General features: G+C 59.5%; 13 protein-coding genes. 6 read left to right on the forward strand and 7 right to left on the reverse strand.

Going from position 1 to position 19,320, the window contains the following annotated elements:
* Positions 1-142: 142 nt before the first annotated feature.
* Positions 143-5,263 carry a dermonecrotic toxin domain-containing protein gene (locus tag ACZ0A4_RS18000; protein WP_463575833.1) on the forward strand — a complete coding sequence of 1,707 codons (5,121 nt, stop codon included), beginning with the start codon at positions 143-145 and terminating at the stop codon, positions 5,261-5,263.
* A gap of 240 nt (positions 5,264-5,503) precedes the next feature.
* Here the strand turns inward: ACZ0A4_RS18000 and ACZ0A4_RS18005 are convergent, their stop codons facing one another.
* The 5 genes from ACZ0A4_RS18005 to ACZ0A4_RS18025 form a co-directional block, all read right to left on the reverse strand.
* Positions 5,504-6,007 carry a CS1 type fimbrial major subunit gene (locus ACZ0A4_RS18005; protein WP_463575834.1) on the reverse strand — a complete coding sequence of 168 codons (504 nt, stop codon included), beginning with the start codon at positions 6,005-6,007 and terminating at the stop codon, positions 5,504-5,506.
* Positions 6,008-6,040: 33 nt separating this feature from the next.
* Positions 6,041-6,784 (reverse strand): molecular chaperone, encoded by a 744-nt coding sequence (locus ACZ0A4_RS18010; RefSeq protein WP_463575835.1) that lies wholly within the window; start codon positions 6,782-6,784, stop codon positions 6,041-6,043.
* Between the two features lie 44 nt (positions 6,785-6,828).
* Positions 6,829-8,043: a hypothetical protein gene (locus ACZ0A4_RS18015; protein ID WP_463575836.1), complete on the reverse strand. Its 1,215-nt coding sequence runs from the start codon at positions 8,041-8,043 to the stop codon at positions 6,829-6,831.
* A 4-nt stretch (positions 8,044-8,047) separates the two neighbouring features.
* Entirely contained in the window at positions 8,048-10,570 is a 2,523-nt protein-coding gene (locus tag ACZ0A4_RS18020) for a CS1-pili formation C-terminal domain-containing protein (RefSeq protein WP_463575837.1), read from the reverse strand.
* 113 nt (positions 10,571-10,683) lie between these two features.
* Positions 10,684-11,175 (reverse strand): CS1 type fimbrial major subunit, encoded by a 492-nt coding sequence (locus tag ACZ0A4_RS18025; protein ID WP_463575839.1) that lies wholly within the window; start codon positions 11,173-11,175, stop codon positions 10,684-10,686.
* A 509-nt stretch (positions 11,176-11,684) separates the two neighbouring features.
* On the opposite strand from ACZ0A4_RS18025, the gene ACZ0A4_RS18030 reads away from it, so the two are divergent.
* Positions 11,685-12,260 (forward strand): PadR family transcriptional regulator, encoded by a 576-nt coding sequence (locus ACZ0A4_RS18030; protein ID WP_463575840.1) that lies wholly within the window; start codon positions 11,685-11,687, stop codon positions 12,258-12,260.
* Positions 12,257-13,045: a siderophore-interacting protein gene (locus tag ACZ0A4_RS18035; RefSeq protein WP_463575841.1), complete on the forward strand. Its 789-nt coding sequence runs from the start codon at positions 12,257-12,259 to the stop codon at positions 13,043-13,045. The genes ACZ0A4_RS18030 and ACZ0A4_RS18035 overlap by 4 nt, the downstream gene beginning before the upstream one ends.
* A 102-nt stretch (positions 13,046-13,147) precedes the next feature.
* Here ACZ0A4_RS18035 and ACZ0A4_RS18040 read toward each other — a convergent pair whose 3' ends face one another.
* Both ACZ0A4_RS18040 and ACZ0A4_RS18045 read right to left on the reverse strand, forming a co-directional pair.
* On the reverse strand, positions 13,148-13,786 hold the full coding sequence (locus ACZ0A4_RS18040) for a Pr6Pr family membrane protein (RefSeq protein ID WP_463575842.1): 639 nt from the start codon (positions 13,784-13,786) through the stop codon (positions 13,148-13,150).
* Between the two features lies 1 nt (position 13,787).
* Complete coding sequence (locus ACZ0A4_RS18045) at positions 13,788-14,018, reverse strand: VF530 family protein (RefSeq protein ID WP_007916799.1); 231 nt, start codon at positions 14,016-14,018, stop codon at positions 13,788-13,790.
* A 300-nt stretch (positions 14,019-14,318) separates the two neighbouring features.
* Between ACZ0A4_RS18045 and ACZ0A4_RS18050 the strand changes: the two genes are divergently transcribed.
* The 3 genes from ACZ0A4_RS18050 (at position 14,319) to ACZ0A4_RS18060 (ending at position 19,233) form a co-directional block, all read left to right on the forward strand.
* Positions 14,319-15,680 carry a carbohydrate porin gene (locus tag ACZ0A4_RS18050; protein WP_463575843.1) on the forward strand — a complete coding sequence of 454 codons (1,362 nt, stop codon included), beginning with the start codon at positions 14,319-14,321 and terminating at the stop codon, positions 15,678-15,680.
* 224 nt (positions 15,681-15,904) lie between these two features.
* Positions 15,905-18,316, forward strand: coding sequence for a glucose/quinate/shikimate family membrane-bound PQQ-dependent dehydrogenase (locus ACZ0A4_RS18055; protein ID WP_463575845.1), 2,412 nt, complete (start codon positions 15,905-15,907; stop codon positions 18,314-18,316).
* A 542-nt stretch (positions 18,317-18,858) separates the two neighbouring features.
* Positions 18,859-19,233 carry a DUF6124 family protein gene (locus tag ACZ0A4_RS18060; protein ID WP_463575846.1) on the forward strand — a complete coding sequence of 125 codons (375 nt, stop codon included), beginning with the start codon at positions 18,859-18,861 and terminating at the stop codon, positions 19,231-19,233.
* Positions 19,234-19,320 lie beyond the last annotated feature (87 nt).

The raw sequence follows: 19,320 nt of genomic DNA on the forward strand, positions 1-19,320 counted from the left end.
GGGTGGTACTTATGTATTTTTCAGATTCGAATTTTCGTCGGGTTCGCCCGCCGCAGCGACGTTTGCCTCCCGATCTTTGAGCTTTTGTTTTGCCCTGCCGTGAGTAGGCTGATCATTCCTCAACAATCAAGGATGATTGGCCATGTCTCTCTCTCCCCTGCCTGCGGACAACGCGGACAAAGGACGGCACTACGAACTCATCAAGTCCGCCGTCAACGACAATTTCAAAAACGCCACCGTCAGCCGGGGTCTCGCCTTGGCCGCCACGCCTCTGAAGATTCAATCCTGGTACACCACCGCCCCCGCCGCGTACCTGAACAAACTCGTCTTCGCCAACCTCAAGGCCTGGGGTTCGCAGAACCAGGTTGACCATCTCTTGGCGAAAACCGATCTCCATGCCTTCGCCGAACCGCTGCTCAAGGCAAAAATCAAGGAGTGTCACGGCATCGAGCCGGACGTCAAAAACACCTTTCTGCGCCTGTACCTGCCGAAAGACAAACCGTGGTACACCATCGATGCTTCCGGGGGCGTCGTAACCCGCACGGTCTCGCTGCTGGATGCCGCCCTGCACAACTTCGCCAGCAGTGAAACGATCGGACGGGGCTCGGACTACATCAGCAGACCCGATGCACGAGGCTTGTTCGACGTCGTGCCGATCAAAGGTGCAATGCCCATCAGCCAGTTCCAGACGCTGTGCCGCGATCTGGACATCGGCGCACAGTATAAAAAACACCTGGAAAGTTACCTGCTGCCCGGCGGGCCGCTGGCCGAAAGCGTGCTGCAATACAAGGTGAACGAGAGTCAGAAAGACGCCCTCGCCGTCGCTGCGCATCTGGCCTTGATCAAGGAAGACATCCAGTACGACGCCTACAAGATGCTGCTGACCCTGGCCGAAGACAAACCGCAGCTGCTGCTCAATGGTCGTTCAATGCAGTGCTCCGACCTGTCGTTGCTCGGCACCCGACTGACCGGCATCCTGCTGCTGACGCATACGGTTTCGGACAGTCGCGGTGTTCGACGCCTGATCGTCTACATCCCCCACGACCCGGATCATCCGCTCAAGGAGTACGACTCTCTGAAGGCGTTCCGCGATGAATTGGTGCGCCAGTTTCGTGAAGACCGATTCAGCGAGTCGACCGGACAGACCTACCGTCAGTTCTTCAGCCAGTTCGTTGATCAGCAGCAGCGCGGGCACTTCTTTGCCGAACTGGAACAACGGCTGTTTATCGTCAGGTATCACCCGCGTCAGGATCCGATCGATCAGCGACCGGCGTGGCGCAAGGATCCGCTGGACAACCCGAACCTGCAATTCAGCCGGGTGAAATTACCGGGCGATTACTGGCGCCACGCCTACCAGCAAAAGCTCAACAAGATCCTCAACGACGCCCGGGAAATCGCCGTCTCTACCGCCGACACCGACAGCAAGGCGCGCTGGGCCTGGTGGGACAACTTCAAGAAAATCGTCTCGGACATTTTCAATGTCGCACTGTTGATCGCCACACCGTTCGTGCCGGGTCTGGGCGAACTGATGATGGCCTACACCGCTTACCAACTGACCAGCGACGTCATCGAAGGCATCGTCGATCTGGCCGAAGGCCTTTGGCAAGAGGCTGCCGGGCATGTCATCAGCGTGGTGACCGACATCATCCAGTTGGCCACCTTCGCCGCCGGCGCACAGATCGGTGAAGCCTTTCGCGTCAAGCTGTCGCCATTGGTCGACGGTATGAAACCGGTCAGGCTGCCCAATGGCCAAGAGAGTTTATGGCACCCGGACCTGACCCCGTACGAACGCAACGAGCTGATGCTCTCACCAGGCGCCAAACCTGACCGCCATGGTCTGCATCAGTACGGCAACGAAAACGTCCTGCCGCTGGAGGGCAGGCTGTACTTCGTCGAAAAAACGTCGACTGACGCGACGTCCAACACCCACCGTATCAAGCACCCGACCCGCGCCAACGCCTACAAGCCCAGGATCGAGCACAACGGCCACGGCGCCTGGGTCCATGAAGTGGAAACCCCGCAAGACTGGCCGGATGAAGCGCTGATGCGGCGATTGGGCCACAGCGTCGAACGTTTCTCCCCTACCGAGCTGGAGCAAATCCGCGTTGGCAGCGGCACCGTTCACAACGCGCTGCGCCAGATGCATATCGACAACAGCCCGCCGCCGCCACTACTGGCCGATACGGTCAAGCGCTTCAGTACCTACGACGATGTGCTCACGGCGAGTGCCGCCATTCGTCGCGGTCGCCCGATCGATGCACAGGCAGTCTGGCTGGAACCGATGCTGACCGCGTTGCCGGGCTGGCCTGACGGTAAAGCGCTGGAGGTGTTTGCCGATGCCAGCCTGAGCGGTTACTCGCGCAAGTATGGCAACCCGCAGGCGGCGCCGACCGATACGTTGAGCATCAGTCAGGGCGATCTCAACGCGGGCCGGTTGCCGGATCGGGTGGCGAACTTCCTTACCGATGGCGAATTCAACAGCCTGCTGGGGCGCGACGTTGCCAGTGACGAACGTGTTGCGGCCTTGCGCAGCCAGCTCGCGACTGCCGTGGATGAGCGCCGGGGCGCCGTCTCCCGCCATGTCTATCAAGCCTTGGAAAGATCGGACAAAGCCGACATCAAAATCGTCAAACAGACCTTCCCGGAGCTGCCGCTGCCGCTTGCCGAGAAACTTGTGGCCCAGGCCAGACCTATCGAATTGCAAAGGATTGCCGACGAACAGCACCTGCCGTTGCGCCTCAAGTCCCAGGCCCGAGAACTGGATTTCGAAGCATCCGCCGCCCGCGCCTACGATGGTTTCTATCACGATGAAATGATCACCGACGATACCGAACGTCTTGCGCTCAACACCCTCAGGCTCAACACCGACACCTTCGCCGATCTGCGCCTGGAAGTACGCGACGGTACCCATGACGGGCCACTGCGCTGCCGTGTCGGGCCAAATGAAGCCACCACCGTCAGACGCCTGATCCGCGATGAGCAAGGCCGTTATGAAGTGCTCGACATCAACAACCGTCAACTCCATGACGCGGATGACTTCTACGAGGCGATTCTGCATGCCGTGCCTGCCGAAACACTGCAGACGGTGGGTTACCAGCGTGGTCAGGGACGGCAGCTGAAACTGTCGATCATGGAGGACGCCGCCTCGCCAGCGCAGCGGCGAACCGCGCTGGCAGAACCGCCCATTCGCCCGGTGGTGACCGTTGAAACCGAAACTCTGGTGCGCGGTTGGCCATGGCCTTGGGCGGACCCGACGCCGGAGCAACGTGTCAGTCAGCTCTACCCGAAAATGAAAAAAAGAGCGGTGAACACCCTCATCGAAACCTTCAAGCGTGAGGGTGATCCCGTCGAAGCCATCGAGAAGCTGGAAAACGAACGCAAGGCGTTGCATCGCGCCTTGCAGCAATGGCGTGACGATCATCCCGCCGGCCTGGACGACGCGGGAGAACCGGTCTACGGAGCGTCTGAGGATTACATGCACAACGGAGGCAGTCACATCGAGGAAAGGTTAATCGAATGTTTCGAACGCAAAAGTGATCCGTTCGATGTGCAGAGCTTCCATCCTGAGCAAGGCTATACGCTGGACCTGACCACCGAATTCAACCGTTATGATCTTGAGCGCTGGTGGAAAGACCTGCGCAAGCGACCCGACATGAAGAGTCACTTCGATCAGATCAGCTCATTGAGACTCAACAAAACCGCTCTCTCGGCAGATCCCGGTGGACTACTGGACAGCTTCCCCCATCTACGTCAATTGAGCGCCCGCCAGTGCGATCTGAAAGAAATACCTTCCAGCGTCGGTCGGATGCGACAACTTGAGGATCTGGATCTGACCGATAACCGCATCCGCTTGACGCACCGCTCCAACGAACAACTCAAAGGACTGGTGCGCTTGCGCTCGCTGAACCTGAACGGCAATCCATTGCGTTTGCCACCGGACGTTGGACGAATGTACCGGCTGGAGGCGCTGAGCGTGGCCAGAACCGATATCCGTAGCTGGCCCGAGGGACTATTCAAAGTGGGTACCGTCAACCGGCACCGACCACGCAGTTTCATGCTCGACATGCGGCAAGCGCCGATCAACACCGTGCCCGAAGTCACGCCCGGTTCCGATCAGGCGTTCGTCCTTAGTCGTGCGCGCTTTGATACCTCGAAACTGACCAATGAGGACCGGGTGCGTTATGGCCAATACCGACAATCTTCAGGCCTGGGTTTTGTGCCGGATTATCCGTCGGCGGACGGCACCGAGCTCAGCCATTGGCAAATATCTTTCGATGCGCCTGTCGGTTTCAGTCCCTCGTCGTCTTTGAGCACATATCGCGAAGAATCCTGGCATGACCTGATGGCCGAACCGTACTCCGCCGGTTTTTTCAGCGTGATCCGCAAACTGAGAGAAAGCGCGGATTACCAGACAGATCCCGGGCAACGAAGATTGACCAAGCGCGTCTGGGAAATGGTCGAAGCCGCAACACTCGATTCAGAACTGCGCGAAAAACTGTTCAACCAGATTGTGTCCCCGAATGACTGCGGAGATCTCGGTGCGCAACTGTTCAACTCACTGGGGATGAAAGTGCTGGTGTCCAAAGCCTATACAGAGTCAACATCTGTCAGGGTTCTGGATGACACACTCGTGCGCCTGGCCCGCAGTGCCGCACGACTGGATCTTGTAAGCGACGAGGCCCGCGTGGAATACAGCCGTCAGGAACAACAGAATCTGATCGATCCGAGCAAACTTCCACCGGATGAGGTAGAGATCCATCTGGCATTTGAACGAGGGCTGGCTGACAGGCTGGAACTGCCTTGGCAATCCGATGAGATGCTCTACGAAGATCGCTCCGGCGTAACCAAAGAGGAAATCGAAACGGCTTACCGAATGATCATGAGGCGCGAACAGGGCGACGGCTTGGTCAACGCAATGATCGATCTCTCTTCAGACAATTTCTGGGAGCGTCACTTACGCAAAACCCACCCGACGCAATACGAGCACAATGATCGCCTGTTCGAGGTCAAACCCGGATTGCTGGATGAATTGCGCGATGCACAGGCGCAATGGGCCAGTCTTACCGATCCGGCACAACTCAATTCACTGACGCGAAAAATGGAAGACCTCGCGACTCAAATCGGCATCCCCCAGGCCGAGGTATTCAGCGGCGAACCGATGAGCCCGCGACGTTACGATCAATTGCTGACTGACATTGGCTACCAGCGCAAAAAACTGTCACGAGACCTGACCCGTGAAGCGATGCGACAAGCTGGCCTCTGACGGCTGGCTTTGAACCCGGTTGAAACGGCGCGGTCGCCTCGATGCCCAATGGCTTGCGCCTGACCGCCTGACCGGCGCTGTCGGTCAAGCCGTTGGGCAACGTGACACCCGGTTGAAACAAGGCGCGGATTTCCTGATTGATCGCCTGTGCCTGAGGGATATCCAACATCGCCAGCAACATCAGCCAAATGAATCTTTTCATTATTCGTCCTGCCTCTGATGAGCATGATCTGCTTTGCCTCACTCCGCACCCGGCGCCGTGGCGTTGAACATCAGCACCACATTGCCGTAGTAATCGCCTGAGCGATAACCACCCGCAGGCTCGATCGGGTCGATCTTCAACGCCACACGCTTGCCCCCGGAGGCTTCTTCTTCGGACAGGACCTGACGCGGGGTGACGTGCGAACTCAGCTCGATATCATTGAATGACACACGCAACTCGATCACTTCACCGGGCCGACCGTTCTCCAGGTACGGGTCGAAAGCCAGGCGGGCTTCAATCGCGCTGCTGTCATGGCGCACATCGAAGCTGCGCATCAGCCCGTTGAGGGTCGAGCGCGGGTAATCCCATTCAAGCCGCTGCGGCCGGTGAATCCAGCCCGGCTCCGCCGGGATGATGTAGAACGGGCGGCTGGGAATGGTCAGGGACACTTCGAAGGTGTGTTCTTCGCGCGCGGCCCACGCCCCGGTGCCGGCCAGCGCAGTGGCGGCCAACAGCGCGGCGGCGGTGCATTGCTTGATCATGTTGGTTACCCGATGCGTCAATGGAAAACAAACCTAGCGACTGGCGATCTTCATGGTTTTCTTCTCGCTGCCTTCGATCAGAAAGAAGCTGTACTGGCGGCCCTTTTCCTTGTCGAAGGCGAAAGTCTCGCCCGCCAGCACATGGTGTTTGGTGGTCGCGCCGCAGTCGCTTTCCTTGCTCAGGGCGCAGCTCTTGAACTCATCGACGATCAGCACGGTGTTGCCGTCGTTGCGCAGTTCATAGCGGCTGTCGGTCTCATTGATGACGGTGGCGAACCGCGTATTCTTGGGCCGCACGAAGAAGATCGTGCCGAAGCCGGTCATCACGTTGACCCCAGCCGAAAGAGAGTTTTTGTAGTCTTCGCGCTCTTCGCTGCTGACCACGAACTCGTCTTCCTTTTCCGGTACCACCGGGACGAAGCGCACGCGAAAATATCGCTCGCGATCACGCTCGCCCATGTACAGCAAACGCGTCCCTTGCATGCCCTGAGCCGGCACGATCAGCCGCGCCGGGCTGGCCATCACACCATTGCGCGAAGCGCCATCGGCGGCATTTGCCACGGGCACTTCCTTGGGCAGTCCATCGGCGCCGTAAATGATTTCCAGCACATTGATCTTGACGAACGCCGTGGCATCACCGCTGTTGAACACCCGTTTCAGGTAGGTACTTTTATCGGCATCAAGATAGTCGTAGACAGTGCCGACATTGATCTGGGGGCCGGCCTGCGCCGTCAGGCACAACACGCTGAGCACGCCCAGCAGAAAACCACGGTTCATCGCGTTCAACTCCATGAAAATCGAAAAGGGTCTGACGGGAGCACTCATGCGTCCGAGTCCCAGATAATGGTGATGTTGCCGCGCAGCCGGTCGTTCTTGCCGGGGCGCAGGAGGAAATCGATCGCCGACGGTTCCAGCTCGAAATGCAGCGCACCGGGTTTTCGATCCACGTACATGCCTGGCTGGAAAGGTCCCATCCAATTGTTGAAATTCAATGGAATTCTGTTGACGGGGGCATTGCCAGGGCCATCGATTCCCGCGGGCAAGGTCATCGAGACCTTGACCTGCACGGAGTCGCCCAAGGGGCTGCCGAGCATGCAGTAGGGGCCGCCGAGTGAATTGCACAGCATCATGACCTTGAAGCGCGAAGACGCAGAGAGGTAGAAGGGTTGATCGCGAAAGATCCGCTTCGGCTTGCGCCCGCTGTCGATCCATGGCGCCCAGCCGCCTTCGGGTTCCAGCGCGACTTTGGTGCCACCCGGGGGCAGATCGACTTTGAGGGTGTGCTGGACATCCAGCACAAAATCGAGGGTCAACTGGCTGTCATCCGGGTACATCATGTAGCCCATGTGGAAATCGCGCCCTGGACCCATGGTGTAAGTAATCGACCCGGTATACAGACCGCTCGACATGCTCAACGGATTGGGGGTCTTCAGCTCATAGGAAAAGTCGACCTTCTCGAACGACATCATCCGGATGCGGTAAGGGGTGGTCTTGACGCAGCTCGCGTCCACAGGCGTGAGCCAGAAAAAACGGTAGTTGAGCGGTCCGTACCCAGCCAGACCGCTACCAAGGCAAGGAGAAGGTGCATAAAGCCAACCGCTGGAAGTCCAGAGTTTGTCATGGCCTTCAGGATCACTTGTCGCTCCTGTGATTTTCTGCACTGGATCGCTCAGAATATAGTTGGAGCCTATGCCGGTAATGCGTACCTCGACGACCTCCGACTCCTGGGTATCCTGGTTAGTGATCGTCAAGCGTCGCCAGTCCGCAGGGACTTTCAGCGACACACCGTCACCGGGTATGAGCGCGCGGTGAGAGGTATAACGCACAGGCAACTCGATGCTGAACATGTTTTTTCCGGCGCATTGCACAGGATAATTTGCGCAATAGCCGCTATTGGGCGTCTGGTTGACGAACAGGTTCTTGCCCGGCTGAGAAGGATCCGGTTGAAACAGCGCGCGGACTTCCTGATTGATCGCGTGTGCCGCCGGCATGGCCAGCGCCAGCACCAATGCACAACCCCCTGTAAATATCTTCATGGAATTAACCTGCCTTCTGTTCGGTGGAGTTAACGTCGGCCAGGGTGTCCGGCGTGCAGCGCAGGTCGCCGATCATCAACACGTTGTTTTCGCTGCGGTGGTTGTTGGCATCGAGACGGAACTGGCACAGCAACTGATTGCCCTGACGCACTTCCAGGGTCGGTGACCCGGCATTCATTTCCATCGAGAAGAACCCGTCGACTTCGGTGACCCCACGGCTGGCGTGGTTGATCACGTGATGCCCCTTGAGCGGCCGCCCTTGCTCGTCGATGAGCCGGCCGAGCACGGTCAGGGTTTTCATCACCCGCACCTTGCGGTACTCCACGCCGCCCTTGTTCAGGTGATAGCGGGTGCGTGCCGGTTCGATGGTCGCCGCCGGCACGTTGTTGCCTTCGAAGTCGAAACTCACCGAGCTGTTCTGGTACGCGGTGATCGGGATGAAATTGCGCCCCGGCTTCAACGCCGCCCCGCCACCGCTGTAATCGTCGGCGCGCAGAATGATGTCCTCGATGTCCGACTCGACATCGACGATCATCCCGGCGCCACGCACTTCGCTCTGGCTGGTCATGAGCATCTGCTGCCCGCCGACCACCAGCGTGCTGTCGACGTTGAGGCCGCCGGTGAAGTTGCCGTTGTAGGAGGAACGCTGGATAAAGCCGTCGCCACTGACCGAATCGGTGCGGAAGTTGGCCAGACTGGATACGCCCACCCCGTAAGTGTCGGTGAGTGCCGTGAGCGACACGTTCTGCAGGACGTGATCCTGAAAATCCTTGCGCCAGCCGAGTGAGGCGTTGTTGTCACGCGTGCCGTCGCGGGCCGTGCGTGAACCGATACTGCCGGTGATCTGCTGGCCGGGGGCGCCGAGCGCCATGTTGATACTCAGGTCGACCCCGCGATTGCGCGCATCGCCGCTGCTGAAACTGCCCGGCCGATCGAAAACCGACAGGCGCCAACTGGCATCGCTGCCCAGCACCATCGTGCGCTGGGTCCAGCCCAGATCGACCCCCATGCCCTCGACATTGCCCTCGCTGTGCGAGACCCGCGCGTTGACCGAGCTTTTGCTGCTGAGGCGATGGTTAAGCGCCAGCGACGAGTTGCTGGTCTGGCCGATAAACACATTGCGCGGACGCACCCGAGTGCCATCGGGCAGGGTGTCGTAGGTGTTGGTGGTGTCGAGCCAACTGCGGTTGTGGCTGACAACGATGCTGCCGGCGCCATAGTTGTAGAGGCTTTGCAGATCGAGACCGGTGCCGTAGTCCTCGGTCTTGTAGACGTTGGCATACAGGCTGAGGTGATTGGCCAGGGTCCAGTCGATGGACGTGCCGTATTGCAGTTTTTCGCGAATCTGCCGCGCCGACAGGCCGAGAATCACCCGTGGATGCAGCAGGTAATTCACCGAGGCGCCTGCCGTCGGACTGCCGCTGGCCTGGGTGTCCCAGTTGCTCAGCAGTTTCTGTTCTTCGCCGGCAAACACGTTATAGCGCCAGCGCTCGTCGAGGTTGCGCCAGTTGTTGGGCTTGTACACCAACTCCTGGGTGGTGGACGTGATCTGGCCGTCTTCGATCAGCCGTACTTCGACTTCATAAATACCGCCGGGCAGTGGTCGAGTGTCGAGGGTCTGCAAACCGGCTGGCACCGATTGGGTATTGATCAGCAGGCCATCGCGCCAGATCTCCACCGAACCCTGGCGGTTGGCAGTGACGTAGATCGGATAAACGCTGGGCATCGGGCTGTTGATGGCCAGGCTGTCGGAGCTGCCATACATCACGCCGACGGCGGTGTCGGGGCTGGTGCCAAACGTACGCGGTTGGCGCGTCAGCCCTTCGGAATTGGGGGTGAAATAACCCAGACGGAAGAAACTGCCTTGCAGTTCGCGCTGGGTGTGCAGCTCTTGAATGGCGTGATAGAGCTTGTCGTCCGGACCGCCGAGACGGGCCAATTGCAGGTTGAGCGTCTGGCTCCAGTTGCCCAGGCTTGAACTGGCCTCCAGGCCGAAGCGTCCGCCGAGATCCTGGTCCTGACCGCCATTGAGATTGAGCTGGTTGCGCACCATCAAGCCATGGCTTCCGCCATCAGGCTGTTCGTAGTAACGCTTGGCCTCAACATCGCGCTCCGCATTTTCAGTGAGGATCGAGACCAGCGAGTTTTCCAGGTTGTAGTGCACCGCCAGAAACTGGTCCGGGCAGGAACCGCTGCACGCACCCAACGGCACACCGGGCTTGAGGTAGCTCGCCCACTTTTCACGTTCGGCGGGGCCAAAGCGGTTTTCGCTGGTGTCGGTGAACTCGAGCAGGGTGATGCGATCATCGCGGGACAACACCACCATGGCCTCACCCAGCGGTTGCTGGTCGACTTCGACCCGTACCGCGAGCGGCACATCAAAGAAATGCTCCTCGAAATCCGCCGGCAAACCCTTCGCCTGCGCCAGCAAACTGCGGGGTGTGGTACCGGTGGAGTTGGAAGCCACGGCTGCGCTGGCACAAAACAACAGCGCAAGCGCAGCCGCGATGGGTGTCATCGGGAACATGAACTCGTACTCTGATTTACAAACAAGGAAAGTCCGGCGGGGCAAACACTGCTGACTGCCCCGTCGGTTAACGTCACTTTTTAAAGTGCACGCTTAGTGCCTGATCAATGCGATCAGTTGCCACCAACCGGTGGCACGGCATCGAAGATCATTGCTACGGAACCGGTGTAATCGCCCGGCTGGAAGTTGCTGCCCTTGGCCAGGATCTTCAGCGGCGCGCGGTAGTTGACGTCCGACTCGGATTCGCCGACGACCATTTGTGGAGTCAGGGTCAGTTCCTTGTTATTGAGCAAGACTTGCAGGTCGATCGAAGTGTTACCGGCGACCAGTTTCGGCTGGCTTTCCAGGCTGGCGTGTACCGAGCCGTTGTTGTTACGCACATCGAAGAAGCCGTTGACGTCGCGCATCTTGCCGGTGGTTGGCTGATAGCTCATGTCCTGGTCCTTGTTGACCAGATCCGGATCCGTCGGCACCACATAGAAACCGTTGGTCGGCACATGCGCGACAAGGCTGATCGAGTGCGACGCTTCACCAGCGGCGAATGCGCCAGTGGAACCCAGTGCCAGAAGAGCCAGTGGAGCGGCGATTGCGAGTTTCTTGAACATCGTTATGTACCTGTTTTCTTGATAGGGGGATGAACATTGAAAGTTCAAATCAACTGCTGACCGAATCGCTGCCCGGTTATTCCAGGTCAACTTGAACTTTCAATGCCGGAGCATCATCGGCTGTTAACTCTGGAAAGTAAGCAGGCAACTTCCGACAACCACGTAGTTAATCAACCCTATGACCCGCAAGAAAAAAGAACAGAAAAGCGATATTTGAAAAAGTGCCTGTAAGCTCTCCCCTACAGACAGTTTAAGTTAAAAAACCATACAGCAACTTCGCCCCGACGATGCGGTAACTTGCAGTTATTTAGAACATATACTCTACAGCAAATAGAGTGATGACTTTAACTTTCAGGTTATCGATCGTGAAATCCTTTCGAGAAATTTTCGCTTGCCATTGCGCAGTGGCTGCCGCTCGTCAGCCCAGGTCATGACTCGAGGAAAAACGTCTTGCGTCAAGCTTAAGATATATCTTAAGTTGTATCTAAACACGACGAGAGAAGATTGAAATGAGAGACCATCATTCCCCCCATCGCGAGCATGGCGATGGCCGTGACGGCTTCGAGAAGCGCCCCGGACGTGAACGCGGCGGCCGTGGTCCCCGGGTGTTTGCCCCCGGTGATCTGAAATTGCTGCTACTGGCGCTGGTCGCCGAACAGCCGTGCCACGGCTACGACCTGATCCGCCAGATCGAAGGCATGTTCGACGGCGCGTACAGCCCCAGCCCCGGCGTGATCTACCCGACCCTGACCTTTCTTGAAGAGAGCGAACTGATCACCGGCGACGCTGAGGGCGGCAAAAAACGCTACAGCGTCACCGAGGCCGGTCGCGTGTCTTTGAGCGAACAAGCCGTGGCGCTGGATGGCGTGCGCATGCGTATCGACGTCAGCAAACGCTCACTGCGCGGCCATGATCGTCCGCCGGAAATCCACGAAGCCGTACACAACCTGCGTCACGCCCTGCAAATGCACCACGGCCGCTGGAGCCCGGCAGAAATCCTGCGCGTGCGTGACCTGCTCAACGACACCGCCAAAGCCATCGTCGACGGCCCCGCCGTTCAACCTGTTTCGGAGAAAAGCGAATGACTGCAGTCGATAGCCAAACCATTCACCGCGTGATGCACGAAATCAAACGCCGCAAGCTTGAGGTGTTGCGCGTGGTCGACCTGACCCCGCGCATGCGCCGCATCACCCTCGGCGGGCCGGAACTGGCCGGGTTTATCAGCCTGGGCACTGACGATCACGTCAAACTGCTGTTCCCGCAGAACGCCGAACAGGCTGCGGCCCTCGAGACGATGGTGCTCGGCGCCGGCAAGGACGATGGACCAAAACCCGAAATGCGCGACTACACGCCACGTCGCTACGACCTCGATGCGCTGGAGCTGGACATCGATTTCGTCCTGCACGGTGACGGCCCTGCATCGACCTGGGCTGAACAAGCCAAACCCGGGCAATTCCTGCACATCGGCGGCCCGCGCGGCTCGATGATCGTCCCGGATATTTTCGACAGCTATTTGCTGATCGGCGACGAAACCGCCCTGCCCGCCATCGCCCGCCGCCTCGAAGGCCTGGCGGCCAATCGCAAAGCGCTGGTGGTGATCGAAGTGGAAAACGGCGCCGAGCAGCAAGTGCTGGAGAGTGCAGCGCAGGTCAATGTGATCTGGGTGCTGCGCGAGGGTAGCAAAGACAACCTGCTGGCGACGGTGAAGCAATTGCAGGTGCCCAAAGGCAATCTGTATGCGTGGGTGGCGACGGAAACCAAGGTTTCGCGGCAGATCCGCCGGGTGCTGATCGATGAGCACGGGCTGGACGAACAACTGATCAAAGCGGTCGGCTACTGGCGCGCTGAAGGCACTCCCGAAGAAGAATGAGAACCCTGTGGGAGCGAGCCTGCTCGCGAATGCGGTCTGACATTCACCGACGATGTCGACTGATACACCGCTTTCGCGAGCAGGCTCGCTCCCACCCTGACCTTAACTTCGTACGGCTTGCCAGCGGTCGAGGCCAATGACCACCAACCCAATCAGTACAAACCCCAGCAATATCCCCCCGGCATTGACCAGCACCTGTGGATAACCCAACAGCGCCACATCGATGAACGGATACGCATACGCGCCGAGCCAATGCCCGCGCAGCAAGGCGTAGATGAAATACACCAGCGGATAGATCAGCCACACCGGCAGATGCCACCAGCGCAACGTGCCCTTGGGCACGCACAACCACCAATAGCCAAGAAACAGCAACGGCATCACGTCGTGCAGCAACTCGTCAGCGATGAATTGCCACCCTTGCGGATGCCACAAATGCCGCAGCAAAAGGCTGTAGGCGAGGCCGACCACAGCAATGCTCACGACAATCGCGCTACTCACCCACGGCTGCAAAAACCAGCGGCGCGCGGCGGATTCGCGAGCGGTCACGGCGCAGGTCAGCACCGTCGCCACCAGCGTATTGGTCAGAATCGTGAAGTAACTGAAAAAACTCACCAGCCCGCCCAACAGACTGGCGCCGACGCTCAAGCGTGCGAAGAAAATCAGGTACAGCTGAATGCCCAACCCCGCCCAGCCCAGCACGGCTGCGTAGGTGATCAGGCGTCGCCGCCAGACGGCGTCCATGTCAAAGCGGTCGCTTGGTGCGCATCAACTTCACGTACAGACGCTCGACCTTCTCCCGCGCCCACGGGGTTTTGCGCAGGAACGTCAGGCTCGACTTGATGCTCGGATCGCTCTTGAAGCAGCGAATATCGATGCGCTCGGCCAGCCCCGACCATTCGTAATGGCTCACCAGCGCATTGAGAATCTGTTCGAGGGTCACGCCGTGTAGCGGATCGGGGGTTTGTTCGTTCATGCCAGGCCTTTGGGCGAAGTGAAAATGCAGAAGCCGCGCACCTTAGCCGAGGGGGTGATCGGGTGGAAGGCCTACCTTCAAATGTAGGCCAACCCGGAAAGATCGCAGGCTGCGAACCGGCCGACAATGCGCCCGTTTGCCGCACTGTTACCGAATCCGAAACGCTGCATGTTCACAAAAGGCCTTTGTCTTTTTGTAACAGATCATTATCCTGCCGCCCTTCTGCTGAACCGCTTCACTGCCTGCGACATATTGAAGCGCTCGAATTGCACTCCCGAAAACACCAAAAAAGACTTATCCATGCCTGATTTTTCCTTCTCCCGAGATAGCGCTATCTCAGCCCTGCGCACCCTCGGCGGCTGTACTGCGCTAGGCCTCGCCACCTGCGCACAAGCAGCGCCCGCGTTCGACAGCGAATCACCGTACATGCTCGGTGACTGGAACGGCACGCGCACCGAACTCGCGGAAAAAGGCTACGACTTCAAGCTCGATTACACCGGCGAAATGGGCAGCAACCTGCACGGCGGCTACGACCACGACCGCACTGCGCGCTACAGCGATCAATTCGGTCTGGGCACGCACCTGGACCTGCAAAAGATCCTTGGCTGGGACGACGCCGAGTTTCAACTGACCATCACCAAACGCAGCGGCAACAACATCAGCAACGACCGCATCAATGACCCGCGCGTCGGCGGCTTCACCTCGGCCCAGGAAGTCTGGGGCCGTGGCCAGACCACGCGTCTGACGCAGATGTGGTATCAGCAGAAATTCTTCGATCAGAAACTCGACATCAAGGTCGGTCGTTTCGGCGAAGGCGAAGACTTCAACAGCTTCCCGTGCGACTTCCAGAACCTCGCGTTCTGCGGCTCGCAGGTCGGCAACTGGGTCGGCGGCATCTGGTACAACTGGCCGGTCAGCCAATGGGCGCTGCGCGTCAAATATCACCTGACCCCGGAACTGTACGCCCAGGTCGGCGCCTACGAGCAGAACCCGTCGAACCTCGATCGCGGCAACGGTTTCAAACTCAGCGGCAGCGGCACCCAGGGCGCAATCCTGCCGATCGAACTGGTGTGGACGCCGAAGCTCAACGGTCTGCCGGGCGAGTACCGCGCCGGTTACTACTACAGCAACGCCAAGGCCAGCGACGTCTATAAAGACAGCCACGGCCAACCAGCAGCGCTGAGCGGTGAAGCCTACCGCAGCGCGTCGAGCAAACACGGCGTGTGGCTGGGTATTCAGCAGCAGATCACCAGCATGGCCAGCGATAACTCGCGCGGCCTCAGCGTGTTCGCCAACGGCACGATGCACGACAAGAAAACCAACGCGATCGACAACTACGTGCAGGCTGGCATCACCTACAAAGGCCCGTTCGACGCGCGCGCCAAGGATGACATCGGTTTCGCCCTCGCCCGCGTGCACGTCAACCCGGCGTTCCGCAAAAACGCCGAAGCGACGAATCAGGCCAACGCCGTCTACAACTATGACGATCCGTCGTTCCTGCCGCCACAAGACACCGAATACAGCGCCGAGCTGTATTACGGCGTGCACGTGACCAACTGGCTGACCGTACGCCCGAACCTGCAATACATCCGCCACCCCGGTGGCGTGAACAACGTCGACGACGCCCTGATCGGCGGGATCAAGATCCAGTCCTCGTTCTAACCGACACCCCAAAAACCTGTGGGAGCTGGCTTGCCAGCGATAGCGATTTCACATTCGACATCAACGTCGCCTGATGCACCGCCATCGCTGGCAAGCCAGCTCCCACAGGGATCGAAGAAAATTCGTTAGCCAGACAAGTTTTTATCTGAACCATGCCCACGCCAAATCGTCATCTACAGTGACTACAGCGCGGGACTACATAAAACGTCACGGAGAATCACACTATGAGCACCGAAAGTGCTTCGAGTCGGGGCCGTTTGCTACCGAGCCTGCTCGGCATTCTGCTTCTACTGATGGGCCTGGCCATGTTGGCCGGTGGGGTCAAGCTGAGCATGCTTGGCGGCTCGCTGTACTACCTGCTGGCCGGTATCGGCATTGCGCTGAGCGGCATCCTGTTGCTGATGCGCCGTCGCGCGGCGCTGGGCCTGTACGCCATCGTATTGTTCGCCAGCACCGTCTGGGCGCTGTGGGAAGTCGGTCTGGACTGGTGGCAACTGGTGCCACGTCTGGCCCTGTGGTTCGTCCTCGGCTTCGTGATGCTGCTGCCGTGGTTCCGTCGTCCGCTGCTGCTTAACGGCCCGGCGCCGCTGGGCACTGGCGGTCTGACCGTCGCTGTGGTGCTGGCCGGCGTCACCGCTCTGGCCAGCCTGTTCACCCACCCGGGCGAAACCTTCGGCGAACTGGGCCGCGACACTGCGGACACCACCAGCACCGCACCAGCGATGCCCGATGGCGACTGGCAGGCCTATGGCCGCACCGAGTTCGGTGACCGTTACTCGCCGCTGAAGCAGATCACCCCGGCCAACGTCGGCAAGCTGCAAGAAGCCTGGCGCATCCAGACCGGCGACCTGCCAACGGCAGATGACCCGGTTGAGCTGACCAACGAAAACACCCCGCTGAAAGCCAACGGCATGATCTATGCCTGCACCGCGCACAGCAAAGTGTTGGCCCTCGACCCGGACACCGGCAAAGAACTGTGGCGCTTCGACCCACAGATCAAGAGCCCGGTCGGCTTCAAAGGCTTTGCGCACATGACTTGCCGTGGCGTGTCGTACTACGACGAAGCCGCTTACGCGAAGGCTGAAAACGCAGCCTCGGCGGTGATTTCCGAAGCTGGCAAAGCCGTTGCTCAGGCCTGCCCGCGTCGTCTGTACCTGCCAACCGCTGATGCCCGCCTGATCGCCCTGAACGCCGACACCGGCAAGATCTGCGAAGGCTTCGGCAACAAAGGCGTGGTTGACCTGACCCAAGGCATCGGCCCGTTCACCGCTGGTGGCTACTACTCCACCTCGCCGGCCGCGATTACCCGTGATCTGGTGATCATGGGCGGTCACGTCACCGACAACGAATCGACCAACGAGCCCTCGGGCGTGATCCGCGCTTTCGACGTGCGCGACGGTCACCTCGTGTGGAACTGGGACAGCGACAAGCCAGACGCCACCGAGCCTTTGGCTCCGGGCGAAACCTACAGCCGCAACTCGGCCAACATGTGGTCGCTGGCCAGCGTCGACGAAAAACTCGGCATGGTGTACCTGCCACTGGGCAACCAGACGCCAGACCAGTGGGGCGCTGACCGCACCCCGGGCGCCGAGAAATTCAGCGCCGGTGTTGTAGCCCTGGACCTGGCCACCGGTAAAGTGCGCTGGAACTACCAGTTCACCCACCACGACCTGTGGGACATGGACGTTGGCAGCCAGCCAACCCTGCTCGACATGAAAACCGCCGACGGCGTGAAACCTGCGCTGATCGCCCCGACCAAACAGGGCAGCCTGTACGTCCTCGACCGTCGTGACGGCACGCCGATCATCCCGATCAAGGAAATCCCGGTACCGCAAGGCGCCGTCAAAGGCGACCACACCGCACCGACCCAGGCCCGTTCGGACCTCAACCTGCTGGCCCCGGAACTGACCGAAAAAGCCATGTGGGGCGCGAGCCCGTTCGACCAGATGCTGTGCCGCATCCAGTTCAAGGAACTGCGTTATGAAGGCCAGTACACCCCGCCGTCGGAACAGGGCAGCCTGATCTACCCGGGTAACGTGGGTGTGTTCAACTGGGGCGGCGTCTCGGTCGATCCAGTTCGCCAAATGCTGTTCACCAGCCCGAACTACATGGCCTTCGTGTCGAAAATGGTGCCACGCGAGCAAGTCGCCGCCGGCAGCAAACGCGAAAGCGAAACCGCTGGCGTGCAACCGAACACCGGCGCGCCATACGCCGTGATCATGCACCCGTTCATGTCGCCACTCGGCGTACCGTGCCAGGCCCCGGCCTGGGGTTACGTTGCCGGTATCGACCTGACCACCGGCAAAGTCGTGTGGAAACGCAAAAACGGCACCAGCCGCGACAGCTCGCCCATCCCGATCGGCTTCACCCTCGGCGTGCCAAGCATGGGCGGCTCGATGGTCACGGCCGGCGGCGTCGGCTTCCTCAGCGGCACCCTGGACCAGTACCTGCGCGCGTACGACGTGAACAGCGGTAAAGAGCTGTGGAAATCGCGTCTGCCAGCGGGTGGCCAAGCGACGCCGATGACCTACACCGGCAAGGACGGCAAGCAATACGTGCTGCTCGTTGTCGGCGGTCACGGTTCGCTGGGCACCAAGATGGGTGACTATGTGATTGCGTACAAACTGCCGGAATAAGTTTTAACGGCGGTAAAACAAAGGCGATGCCCCGCAAGGGACATCGCCTTTTTTTGTGCGCACCCATTTTGAACCCACCGGAGAACCCTGTGGGAGCTGGCTTGCCAGCGATAGCGGTAGATCAGTCAGCAAATAGGCCGGCTGGTAGACCGCCATCGCTGGCAAGCCAGCTCCCACATTTGATCAGCGTTGGTTGTAGGAATTTTGCTCGTCCTACAGACGCTGGTGATTGCACGGAGTTTTCCGACAAGTCGCGTCGGTTGTGCCTCGGAAACTGGCTGGATAGGCTCGGGGGGTCGCTGCAAATTCAGCGAACGGGCGTCGCGGCCCGAGCAGTTCATTCGATTTGATGCATAATCGCCGGCCCAAACCGGAGCGCTCAGGTGCTTGTTGTTTGGTTTGATGGTGGCTGTGCGCGGGATACCTTCGGGTATGCCGAGATTGCCGAATGGCTCGGTCCGCGAACCTGCGTACAGCTGCCACCCTCCGTCGCGTCGCGGTGATTGAGAGTGACAGCCCCACTTATCATTCGGAGTTTCACTATGAAAAAGCCAACACCCAATCCCCCCGAAACCAACGACACCTCGCCCTACGAATCCCCCGATTCCAAGAAATTCCACGAAGCCGCCGAACGCGCCCTCGACCACTACCTCAAACCCAACGCACTCACTCTGCGCTTCCACAAACCCAGCACCATGTTCCAGGTCGCCCCCGATCAGGACAGCGAAAGCCTGCTGGTCCACGCCTGCGAATCACTGGCACAAGCCAGCCTGATGACCAGCGACATCGCCGCCTACATCGACCTGCCGCAGCGACGGACGATTCTGGCGATCCAGCAAATCATCATGCTCGCCGAACTGGCGGTGAACCGCGTGCTGGATAACCACGAAATCCCGCAATCCCCAACACACAGCTAACTCCCTGCTCGCGAAGGCGTCAGCGCATTCAGCCGTTTGGGTGATTGACACAGCGCTTTCGCGAGCAGGTCTGGGGGGGGCTGTTTG

This window comes from Pseudomonas sp. AC172 (genome assembly GCF_979258595.1).